General features: G+C 56.2%; 8 protein-coding genes. 6 read left to right on the forward strand and 2 right to left on the reverse strand.

The features are described 5' to 3' along the window. On the forward strand, window positions 1-715 hold a 715-nt coding region (locus VGE80_RS04480; protein ID WP_440591817.1), incomplete at its 5' end, for a GNAT family N-acetyltransferase. 276 nt (window positions 716-991) lie between these two features. Beyond that, window positions 992-2,236: a PQQ-binding-like beta-propeller repeat protein gene (locus tag VGE80_RS04485; protein ID WP_440591818.1), complete on the forward strand. Its 1,245-nt coding sequence runs from the start codon at window positions 992-994 to the stop codon at window positions 2,234-2,236. 213 nt (window positions 2,237-2,449) lie between these two features. Here VGE80_RS04485 and VGE80_RS04490 read toward each other — a convergent pair whose 3' ends face one another. Beyond that, a complete protein-coding gene (locus VGE80_RS04490; RefSeq protein WP_373653043.1) occupies window positions 2,450-3,862 on the reverse strand; it encodes a DUF1501 domain-containing protein in 1,413 nt (470 codons plus the stop codon). Between the two features lie 263 nt (window positions 3,863-4,125). Here VGE80_RS04490 and VGE80_RS04495 point away from each other — a divergent pair, with 263 nt between their 5' ends. The 3 genes from VGE80_RS04495 (at window position 4,126) to VGE80_RS04505 (ending at window position 8,199) form a co-directional block, all read left to right on the forward strand. Then, complete coding sequence (locus VGE80_RS04495) at window positions 4,126-5,631, forward strand: amino acid permease (RefSeq protein ID WP_373653042.1); 1,506 nt, start codon at window positions 4,126-4,128, stop codon at window positions 5,629-5,631. Between the two features lie 184 nt (window positions 5,632-5,815). Then, window positions 5,816-6,967: a dienelactone hydrolase family protein gene (locus tag VGE80_RS04500; RefSeq protein WP_440591819.1), complete on the forward strand. Its 1,152-nt coding sequence runs from the start codon at window positions 5,816-5,818 to the stop codon at window positions 6,965-6,967. Continuing rightward, a complete protein-coding gene (locus VGE80_RS04505) occupies window positions 6,967-8,199 on the forward strand; it encodes an MFS transporter (RefSeq protein ID WP_440591820.1) in 1,233 nt (410 codons plus the stop codon). Before VGE80_RS04500 ends, VGE80_RS04505 begins: the two co-directional genes overlap by 1 nt. Before the next feature lie 153 nt (window positions 8,200-8,352). On the opposite strand, the gene VGE80_RS04510 is transcribed toward VGE80_RS04505, so the two are convergent. Then, complete coding sequence (locus VGE80_RS04510) at window positions 8,353-9,942, reverse strand: 2-isopropylmalate synthase (RefSeq protein ID WP_373653039.1); 1,590 nt, start codon at window positions 9,940-9,942, stop codon at window positions 8,353-8,355. A gap of 528 nt (window positions 9,943-10,470) precedes the next feature. On the opposite strand from VGE80_RS04510, the gene VGE80_RS04515 reads away from it, so the two are divergent. Further along, a complete protein-coding gene (locus tag VGE80_RS04515; RefSeq protein WP_373653038.1) occupies window positions 10,471-11,775 on the forward strand; it encodes an L-fuconate dehydratase in 1,305 nt (434 codons plus the stop codon). Window positions 11,776-11,811 lie beyond the last annotated feature (36 nt).

Below are 11,811 nucleotides of genomic sequence, written 5' to 3' on the forward strand. Positions count from 1 at the left end.
ACAGCCCGTAGGAGACGAGGTCCCCCACTGGTGTCCCCGCCCCCTGCCCCAGCGAGTCGCCATACAGGGCCGGTTCAGCCGCTTGGAACCGCTGGATTCAGCGAAGCACGGGGGTGATCTGTACCAGGCAAATTCACTCGATGCTGAGGGGCGAAACTGGACGTATCTGCCATACGGCCCCTTTCCAACCTATGACGAATACATCCTCTGGTTGACACAGTCCGCATCGACAGCGGACCCACTCTATTTCGCAATTATCGATCAGCAGACGGAGAAGGCGGTCGGTGTCTGCAGTTATCTGCGGATTGATCCCAGCCACGGGTCAATCGAAGTGGGCCATCTGAATTTCTCTCCCTTGCTCCAGGGGAGGCCCACTGCCACCGATGCGATGTACCAGATGATGAAGTATGCGTTTGAACTGGGATATCGACGCTACGAATGGAAATGTCATTCGATGAATGGCCCTTCCCGCCGTGCTGCGCAACGGTTGGGGCTGTCTTACGAAGGGACCTTTCGTCAGGCGGCCGTCTTGAAAGGACGAAACCGCGATACTGCGTGGTTTGCCGCGATCGATTCCGAATGGCCTGACCTTCAGAAGGCGTTCCTCACATGGCTCGACCCGATTAATTTCGACGAACAAGGGAGGCAGAAATTCTCGCTGACTCAACTGACTTCTGGCATTCTCAAGACGAAAGACCCACTCGTGCCAAACTGAGCGGGGCCCTTCAAGCTTTTTAAGCATGATCACGGCCGTTCTCACGTTGAATGCGAAGCCAACCTGCAGTTCGTTTGCTTCGTTGTACGGATCGGTCGATACTGTTCGCCCCACGCCTGATTCTATGCATGGTTCATGCTTTGCGATGTGGGCCGGTGTCGGATCGAGCTCGTCAGTCATTTCGGGAATCGGCATTCGACTTTCGCCCTTTGAATCATCCTGGGGCGTTCCTCAAACACGGAAGTGATTAACTTGTCATACAGGAAAAGTAGTTGCATGTTCTATTCGAGGCTGGCCCTTTGCGCATTGATCTCTGTCTCGTTTCTGGCACCCGCGGTGTTGAACGCTGAGTCCGAGATTCAGCCGTCATGGCCGAACTGGATGGGCCCAAATCGGGACGGAATTTCCCACGAGACGGGTTGGAAAACAGAGTGGCCCGATGAGGGATTGCCGGTTAACTGGTCGCGTGAGATTGGAATTGGCTTCAGTTCGGTTTCTATCGCTCAGGGGCGTCTGCTTACGATGGGGCATGTCGAGGGTGAAGAGATCGTGTGGTGCCTGGATGCAAATACCGGCGAAGAGCTGTGGACGCATCGCTATCCGTGCGAACTCAATAACAACCTTCACGAAGGGGGACCCGGTGCGACACCGACGATTGACGGCGAGCGCGTCTATACCCTTGGAAAATCAGGCCAGCTCTATTGCCTCAATCTGAAATCCGGTGAAGTTCACTGGAGCGTGATGCTGCAGGATGATCTGAAGGTTCCCAATCCTGAGTGGGGCTTTTCAAGTTCTGCCGTGATCGAAGGGAACCAGGTCATTCTTGAGGGAGGTCGCGTCGTTTCCTATGACAAGATTACGGGCGCGAAAAACTGGGAGACGAAACCTCACGAAGCGGGATATGGGTCTGCGGCGATCTTTCGTCGTGATACCGAGACACCTCTGGTTGCGACGCTGGACTGTGCGGGCTTACGGATTACCGAGCTGATGACGGGCAAAGCGGTCGCCTTCAAGTCGTGGTCCTCTCCGTTTCGCACGAACGCGACGACTCCCATCATCCAGGGCGATCTGATCTCAATCTCGACCGCCTACAACGTTGGGTGCGGCCTGTTTGAGTGGGACGCGGAAAGCTCCACACTCAAGGAAATCTATACCAATAAAGAGATGCGGAACCACTTCAACAACAGCATCCTGCTCGACGGATATCTCTACGGGTTTGATGGCAATTCGAACCTGGGTCGTGTCGTTCAATTGACGTGCATGAAGTTTGATACTGGAAAAGTTGCCTGGAAGCAGCGAGGGATGGGGTGTGGTTCGCTGATGATCGTCGATGGCAAACTGCTGATCTTGAGTGAAAGCGGGACGCTGATCTTGGCCAAGGCGAGCCCCGAGGGATTTGAAGAACTCGCCCAGTCACCGATGCTGACCGGTCGCTGCTGGACTGTCCCAGTCTTTCTGAACAAAAAAGTCTACGGCAGAAACGCAGCCGGAAAACTGGTCTGCCTCGATCTGGCTCCCTGAGAGCAAACCTTCAACAGCACGAAGATTAGGTGACTCGAGATCGGGGCCAGCCGAGGTCCCGCAAGCTGAGTTACTGTAAGCTGGGATCGGGAGGGATGGAAAATCCCTTCTTGGAAATTTGGCAGGGGCCGACGGCCTCATGAGGTTCCCACCGCCCGGCGTGTTCAATCCGGGTTTAGTCGAGCCGGAATCCAAAGGTGGAAGCCCGGTTATTCAGATCAATTCAGGAATTGGTCGTCCCCCTTCGACGACGATCGGAATCGGGCGACCTTGAGGATTGACCCAGTGAGACCCAAGATCAATGTCCAGGTAGCGGAAGACGGTCGCGGCGAGATCTTGAGGGCGGACCAGCCCTTCTTTCACATCGTAACCTTTGTCATCCGTGGCACCGACAGCCTGACCATGCCTCAGTCCGCCGCCAGCGACGACCATCGACATCACATTGGTCCAATGGTCGCGGCCGGCATCTTTATTGATGACGGGAGCGCGACCAAACTCGCCCATCATCAGGATCAGCGTCGAATCCAGCAAACCCCTTTGTTCGAGATCCATCACCAGGCCATAGAGTGCTCGGTCGACGTGCGGCAGAAGCGGGGTTAATCCTTTCTCGATCCCTCCCCAGTTCACCGAATCACCGTGATGATCGAAGTAGCCCCATGCACCGCTGACCAGCGTAAAGGTCACCCCAGCTTCGACAAGTCGTCGGGCCAGGATTGCCTTTTCGCCGATACTGTTGCGGCCATACAGGTCACGCGTGGCGTCAGTTTCAGATTGCAGATCAAACGCTCGTTGAACGTGGCCACTCGCCACCATTTCGAATGCCTGTGCGTTGTAGCGATCGATGTGTTCCAGTGTTCGATTGGTATCCAAGTCTTTACGGAACCGATCGAACGATTGACGCAATCGATCGCGGTCCTGCAGGCGATCCAGTTGAATGCCCTTGGGGAGTCCAAACTTGCCTGATAGTTCGAGCCCTTTGACCGGGTTATACGCAGATCCCATATGGCCCGATTCCCAGACATCCGCAACCCAGGATGGAGCCAGACCTACGAACGGGGGCAGATCAGGATGATTTGAGCCTCGGAACTTGGCCACGACGGAACCCATTGACGGGTAGCCACCACCGTCCTTGTTGTCGTCGGTTCGACGGGCCAGTGGATTCCCCGCCTGCATTGTGATCGGCGTGTGATTGCTTGTCTTGCAATCGACGGCCCTGAGGAAGGAAAGCTTATCAGCGATACTGGCCTGGAGCGGTAAATGCTCACACAGTGATAATCCAGGGATTTTCGTAGAGATCGTGGAATAGGGGCCGCGGATTTCGCGAGGGGCGTTGGGTTTGGGATCCCACATATCGATATGGCTGGGCCCCCCGGAAAGCCAGAAGAGAATCACAGACTTCTTGCGCTGCGGCGTGACTGATCCTTCTGCACGGGCGGACTGTGCTTGCAGGTTCATCATGGCAGGAAGTGATAATCCGCCGATACCTGCCATTCCGGTCTGCAGGAACCATCGGCGGGAACGGCCAATCTGAATCAGATCCGAGGGGGGAGGAGCGAATTGCGGAATTGTTGCGACTGAACCGGAACTGGCAGTACCGTGGTTGGAACCCTGTAATTGAATCGCCATCCGAATTCCCCTGGCTGCGCAGAATCGATTTGCTAAACATTCGCATTTTCTGATGCGTTCAAGATAATTGCAAGCCGAGGAAACAGGAAGCCCATTTGCGAGGACCCTACCAGCGGCTTTCCGAAGCCCTGATGTCAGATTTTCGATGCGTGGAGCTTCAAAATGACTCCTGCTGGGCGTTACCGTTTGTCCAGATAACGAACGTGCTCAGTCGGTCGGTCCCGATCTCTGCGACCGTCATACTTCCATCCGAAGGAATCGCGATGAATTGGAGTCAGCTGTTTGCCCGCAAAGATCTGAACGAGCTATTAGTCGACATGAAAGGGGATCAGCGTCTGAAGCGGTGCCTCGGGCCGGTCAATCTGACATCCCTGGGGGTCGGTGCGGTGATCGGTGCAGGAATCTTTGTCGCGACCGGTAAAGCTGCCAGTGAAACGGCGGGACCAGCCCTGATGATTTCGTACATCGTGGCAGGCATGACCTGTATCTTTGCAGCCCTCTGTTACGCCGAGTTCGCCTCGATGGCACCGGTCGCTGGCAGTGCCTACACCTACGCTTATATCACGATGGGGGAGCTCTTCGCCTGGATCATTGGCTGGGATCTGGTTCTGGAGTACGCGGTGGGAGCCGCGACCGTCGCGAACGGGTGGTCTGGCTATTTTCAGACAGTGATATCTAAAGCTGGACTGCACTTTCCCTCGTCATTAAACAGGGCGACGGTGGTTTTTGAGAATGACCAGTTTGTTCTGACAGGATCGTATTTCAATCTTCCTGCGGTCCTGATTGTTGCAATCATGACATTCATCCTCGTCAAGGGAATCTCCGAGAGTGCGGGATTCAACGCGTTGATGGTCTTTATTAAAGTCGCTGCGGTGGTTTTTGTGATCCTGGTCGGCTCGTTCTACATTCACCCGGAGAATTGGACTCCCTTTGCTCCCTATGGTTGGACTGGTTTGAACATCTTCGGGTATCACGTTGCTGGCGAAACCAACGCGGCACAAGAGCCCGTCGGAATGTTGGCCGGTGCTGCGATCATCTTTTTTGCTTACATCGGTTTTGACTCTGTATCGACCCACGCAGAGGAAGCCCGAAACCCTCAACGTGACGTTCCCATCGCGATTATTGCGTCGCTGTTAATTTGCACGATTCTGTACGTCGCCGTGGTTGCTGTACTGACAGGGATGGTGAAATATGACCAGATCGACAAAGACTCGGGAATTTCGTCTGCATTCAAAAATGCGGGAATTCCTTGGGCCGAAGTGATCATCGCGACTGCCGGCGTGGCGGGAATCACGTCAGTTCTTTTGGTGATGATGCTGAGCGCTCCACGCGTTTTTCTGGCAATGGCTCGAGATGGGCTTGTTCCCAAAGCATTCTTCGCAGATGTGCATCCCACCTTTCGCACTCCCTGGAAAAGCACAATCGCGATCGGAGTGTTCGTTGCTTTTCTGGCAGGGTTTCTACCCATCGATGCCCTTCTTCACCTCACAAATATCGGAACATTATTCGCGTTCGTAATCGTTTGCGCTGCCGTTCTCGTCATGCGGTACACAAACCCAGATGCGCCTCGTCCGTTCCGTTGTCCCTTGGTTCCGCTTGTTCCCCTGCTGGGCATCGGGGCTTGTCTCACGTTGATGTTTTCACTCCCTGCAGCAAACTGGCTGCGACTGATCGCGTGGATGGGACTGGGGCTTGCGATTTACTACTTTTACGGAATGAAACACAGCACTCTGAGAAAGGGACCTGCCACTCCGACGATTGAAAGCTGAGCTCGTCGCGACGTGACCCTTCGACGGGAGTTATGCCAGGTAGCGGATCTTCGAGCTAACCGCCGGTCGTTCTTCGTCCGCTTCCTGGCACTTTGGAATGTGCTTTGGACCTCCCCTACTTCGCAGTTTTTTTGGGGCCGTGGTTGGGGATGCTGTGATCCACTAAAACAGAGTTGAGGTGACAATGAGAGTCCGCATTCCGCTTGTCTGCCATATGGCTCTGCTTTTCGTCAGGCCTCTCTCACTGCACGCCGGTGAACTGGATGTCCGCTGGCTGGGTGAGGTTCAGAAAAGTCCCCAACGGGAGGTCAGTTTCGATGTCGGGTTCATGGAACCCCTCCTGATGCGTAAAAGCGGTGGCGAGGTCCATAACCTGGATGAATGGCATGAGCGGCGTCGGGAATTGATCGAGGCTTGGGACGATTTTCTTGGACCCAGTCCGCAGACACCTGAGGGGACAGCGACGCAACTGCTAAAAAGTGAGTCCGTTGGGGGTGTCATTCGGGACCTGATTCGCTACGAATGTGAACCGAATCTGTTCGTCGAGGCCTATCTGCTGCGACCTGCTCACGTGACGGAGGGGACCTTGCTTCCGGGCATCGTGGCACTGCATCACACAGCCCAGGATACGATCGACGAAATTGCAGGAGTCAGTGGTCCCGACTCCCGCAAGTTAGGACTGAAGCTGGCACAGCGCGGGTTCGTCGTCATCTGTCCCCGCTGTTTCTTGTGGCAGGACGCTCCGAGTCTGACGGCGGCCGTCGACAGATACCGTGCTCGTCATCCCGAGTCGCTGGGCATGCGCAAAATGTTGTTCGATGCACGTCGAGCCGTCGACATCCTGGAGGCTCAACCGCACGTAGACAGAACGAGGATTGGGGCTGTCGGACATTCGCTTGGTGCAAAAGAGGTGCTGTATCTGGCGGCGTTTGACGAGCGGATCAAGGCCGCAGTTGCCAGCGAAGGAGGAATGGCTCTTAAGTCCACAAACTGGGATGCACCGTGGTACTTGGGGCCGCAAATCCAAGAGGCCTCGTTTGGCCGGAATCACCATGAGCTGGTGGCTCTCATCGCCCCGCGCGCGTTCCTGGTGCTGGGGGGTGAGACTGGGCCTGGAGCCGCCGATGGAGACCGAAGCTGGCCGCTGATCGGTGCCGCACTGCCGGTCTATCGATTATTCTCAGATTCTCCCCGTCTCGGCCTGCTCAATCATGGTCAGGGGCATACCATTCCTGACGATGTCTACGAACGTCTCGCGGAATGGCTTGGGACGTATCTCTCACAGAAAGCGGTCGCAGCGTTAAAACTCGACGGCATACAGGTCGACACCAAGTAATGAGCGAAGTCATCGAATCGGCTACTCAACCTCCCCCGGCGACTGCGTGGCGCAAGACTCTCCTGCTGCTGATTGCCTATTTGGGGTTTATCAGTCTTGGGCTTCCGGACACGGTGGCGGGAGTCGCCTGGCCGTCTGTCCGTAATTCATTCTCTCTGCCGCAAGATCACTTCGGGCTGGTGTTCATCGCTTTGGGATGCGGGTACTGCACTTCCAGCTTTCTCGGTGGAGGCTTGATGTCACGATGGGGAGTGGGAACACTTCTCACCGGAAGCAGCCTGCTCGTCTGCGTCGCCATGTTCGGTTTTGCTTCGGCTCCTGTCTGGTCTTTGTTCGTTGCATGTGCGGTGATCTGGGGGCTGGGGTCCGGAGGAATCGATAGTGCCCTGAACAGCTATGCCTCGACCTACTTCTCAACGCGCCACGTCAACTGGTTGCACGCGTGTTACAGCGTCGGGGCAACCGTCGGTCCGTTGCTGATGACGGCCATGATCGTCAATCGGGGATCGTGGCGAACGGGCTACGTGCTGGTGGCGGTGGTCCTGCTGCTGATGAGTTGTCTTTTTCTTGCGACGCGCCAGTGGTGGCAACAGCCCGCCACGACAGACAGCGACCCTACAGCGAAACCCGTGGGACTGCTGGGAACACTCCGCGACCCGCTCGTCCAACTGAGTATTGTGGTGTTCTTCCTGTATACCGGCCTGGAATTCACCGTCGGTCAGTGGTGCTACACGATCCTCACAGAATCACGAAATGTGCCTGCGAAGACAGCGGGAATGTTCGCAGGGGCGTACTTCGGTGCGATTGGCGTGGGACGAGTCGTGCTGGGAATGGTCGCCGATCGAATCGGGTTGGACCGGATGGTGCGGTGCTCGCTCGTAATTACGTTTTGCGGAACTTTGATGCTGACCGTCCGGTCTCCTGTCGGTGTCGGGCTGGCTGGTGTCCTGCTCACGGGACTGGGACTTGCCTGCGTCTTTCCCTGCCTGATGGCAAGGACACCTCAGCGTCTCGGCGCGACCAAGGCAGCACATGCCATCGGATTTCAGGTCAGTGCAGCCATGCTGGGGGTTGCTCTCTTTCCCGGAGCTGCGGGAATCGCGGCGAGAAAACCAGGATTGGAAACGATTCCACTGATTGCCATTGCGCTGTCGTCGTTACTGTTCCTGATGCACGAATGGCTGATTCGGCGTGGTCTTCGTTCCGCTCGTCCCGCAGCAACGGTGAGTTGAGAAGTCGCTGCACGTCTTCCCCTTTGTCGCTCCATCGCGAGGTCACTCCGATCAGCAGATCGGGATTGAGTTAGCCGTACGTAGAACCAGGCGCGATGGGAAACGTCTCCCCCGCGCCTGGTTTTTGTTGTCATTTGTCAACCGGATGTGAACTCAGACCCCTGGCAATGCTTTCTCCGTTGGACAGTCGCGGAGGACCTTGTTCAATGCCTTCAAATAAGCCAGAGCACTGGCTTCAATGACGTCTGTACTGACGGCCTTGCCGTGATAACGGCGACCGTGATAAACGATCGCGACGGAAGCTTCCCCTTGGGCGTCTTCGCCCCCGGAGACTGCTCGCACCTGATAGTCTTTCAATTCCGCGTTGATGCCGACGATTCGTTCCATGGCCTTGCAGACGGCGTCCACAGGCCCGTCACCGATCGAGGCATCCTTGTGGGTCTTGGGTGTCGTAGTCGATTCGTCGACTCCATCGAGACCCGCTGGTTTGGTTGACGCCAGATCTCGTAATTCGACGGTCGCCGTGGGAATCGTTCCCGTCCCGGCGGCGATGTGAAAGCGAACGAGTTCCCAGCGATCCGTCGTGACGGTCAACCTGTTATCGATCAGTGCCACGATATCCGCGTCATAGATGTCCTTTTTCTTGTCAGCCAGGGCGATGAAGTCTTTGTAGACGGTCTCGATCTGAGCTTCGTCGAGTTGGTAGCCCAGTTCAATCACGCGTGAGCGGATCGCGGCCCGGCCACTGTGCTTGCCGAGAACAAGGTTCGCGCCGACATAGCCGACATCCTCTGCCCGCATGATCTCGTACGTGCTGCGTTCTTTCAGGATGCCGTCCTGATGGATCCCGGCTTCATGTGCAAAGGCGTTCTGGCCCACGATCGCCTTGTTTCGTTGAACGAGCATCCCGGTGATACTCGAAACCAGGCGACTGGCACCACACAGCTTTGGTGTGTTAATACGCGTTTCGACTCCGTAATAGTCTTTGCGCGTTTTCAAGGCCATGACGATTTCCTCAAGCGCGGCATTCCCTGCCCGCTCGCCTAATCCGTTAATCGTACATTCCACCTGCCGGGCCCCTGCTTCGACTGCGGCGAGGCTATTGGCGACAGCCAGTCCCAGATCGTTATGGCAGTGAGTGCTGATCACTGCTTTGTCGATGTTGGAGACATGCTGCTTCAGATGAGAAATGACCTTGAAATAGTGTGTTGGAGTCGCATATCCAACAGTGTCGGGAATGTTCACCGTGGTCGCACCCGCCTCGATCGCCTTTTCGACGACTTCGGCCAGGAAATCGAGTTCTGTCCGAGCGGCATCCTCGGGCGAGAATTCGATGTCCTCAAAGAACGACTTCGCCAGCTTCACGTGTTCGACCGCGGTTTTGACGATCTCACGCTCGGCCATCTTCAACTTGAATTCGCGATGGATGGGACTTGTCGCGAGAAAGACGTGAATGCGCGGTTTTGCGATTCCCTTCAACGCTTCTGCAGCCCGCTCGATATCCAGGCGTCGACAGCGAGCCAACCCGCAGATCGTGGCACGGTCGCCGAACTTCTGCCCGATGGCACGAACGGATTCAAAGTCGCCCGGGGAAGTGATGGGGAACCCTGCCTCGATGACATCGACACCCAGTTCCACGAGTGCTTCTGCCACCTTGAGTTTCTCAGGGGTCGTCATGCTGCAACCGGGGGATTGCTCGCCATCGCGAAGGGTCGTGTCAAAGATGATTACATGATCAGGCATGGTGTGTTTCACAATGAAAAGTGAAAGGTGACAACATCAATCGGTTGATTGATGCTCGATCGTTGTTCCGTGTCGGTTCGAGGTTATTCAGGACCAGGGGCAATCGTCGGGACAAACGTCAGTTGACCACTCCACCCTGTGACGATCCAGCGTGAAGCGGGGTTGTAAAAACAAAAAACCCTGAGACCACGAGGTCTCAGGGTGAACATGTGCATATCGTGCGACCAGACGTTCCCTGAACCTCGCATCTCAGCGAGCTAGCAGGCCCAGTAGCAGGAACGAAAATGGTGTCATGGTACAGGGCAGACAATGGAGACGGAAAATGGTTCGCCGTAATTATCACTAACCTTTGAAATCGTATCAGTTCTGGTTCCCCCGGTCAACGACGTACGACCTCCGCCGGCGAGTCATGGGCCTGGTGCAGATTGGTATTTGCACATTTCGGGAAGTGGAACGGTCCGGGCACTCGCGATACCATTCCACGCAAATATCTGTGCAAGGTTCCCCCAGATAAAGATACTTCAACTCATGCCCACGACGATCACGCGACTGACGGCATCTGACATCCGCTTTCCGACATCTCGAATGCTCGATGGATCGGACGCGATGAATCCCGATCCAGACTACTCGGCCGCTTATGTCGTGCTGGAGACGGATCGGGCCGACCACGCCGCAGGGCATGGTATGACCTTTACGATTGGTCGGGGGAATGAACTTTGTGTCGCTGCGATTGAGGCGCTGGCGCCGCTCGTTGTGGGCCGGACTCTGGAATCGTTTACGTCAGACATGGCGGGCTTCTGGCGTCATATCACCGGAGACAGCCAGTTGAGGTGGGTCGGTCCGGACAAGGGGGTCATCCATCTGGCGACAGCGGCCGTGGTCAACGCCGTCTGGGATCTCTGGGCCAAGACGGAAGGCAAACCGTTGTGGCAACTGGTCGCCGATCTGACGCCTGAGCAGTTCGTCGCGTGCATCGATTTCCGATATCTCACCGACGTCCTCAGTCCCGGTGAGGCCCTTCAGATTCTCTCGCGGATCGCACCCACCAAGTCGGCGCGAATTGCGCAACTGCAGCGGGAAGGATATCCCGCCTATACCACCTCAGCAGGATGGCTGGGGTATGACGATGACAAGCTGCGCCGTTTGTGCCGCGACTGCCTCGCTCAAGGGTGGAACGTCTTTAAAATCAAGGTGGGACGCGACCTGAACGACGACATCCGCCGATGCCGGATTATTCGCGAAGAGATTGGTTGGGAACGCCGACTGATGGTTGATGCGAATCAGGTCTGGGAGGTGCCCCAAGCGATTGAATGGATGAAGTCGCTGGCCGAGTTCAAACCATGGTTCATCGAAGAACCGACCAGCCCTGATGACGTTCTGGGCCATCTAACGATCGCCAAAGCGGTGGCTCCGATTCAGGTCGCGACCGGCGAACACTGTGCGAACCGGATTCTCTTCAAGCAGTTCCTCCAGTCCGGCGCCATCGGAGTTTGCCAGATCGATAGTTGCCGGCTTGGTGGAGTCAACGAGGTGCTCGCCGTTCTGCTGCTCGCGGCCAAGTTTAACGTTCCTGTCTGTCCCCATGCTGGCGGTGTAGGGCTCTGTGAATACGTTCAGCACCTGGCGATGATCGACTACATCTGCGTCAGTGGTTCGCTCGAGAACCGTCTCTGTGAATTTGCCGGACACTTGCACGAGCATTTCGTGGATCCTGTCGAGATGCGGAACGGCCACTATGTCCCTCCCAAAGCACCCGGTTACAGCATCACGATGAAACCAGAGTCGATTGCAGAGTTTTCCTTTCCGGATGGTGCCGCCTGGACCACCCCCTGAAATCAAAGTGGGCCGAGCCTCAAATGAGGCTCGGCC

The sequence above is a fragment of the Schlesneria sp. genome, assembly GCF_036405755.1.
GTDB classification, from domain to species: domain Bacteria; phylum Planctomycetota; class Planctomycetia; order Planctomycetales; family Planctomycetaceae; genus Schlesneria; species Schlesneria sphaerica.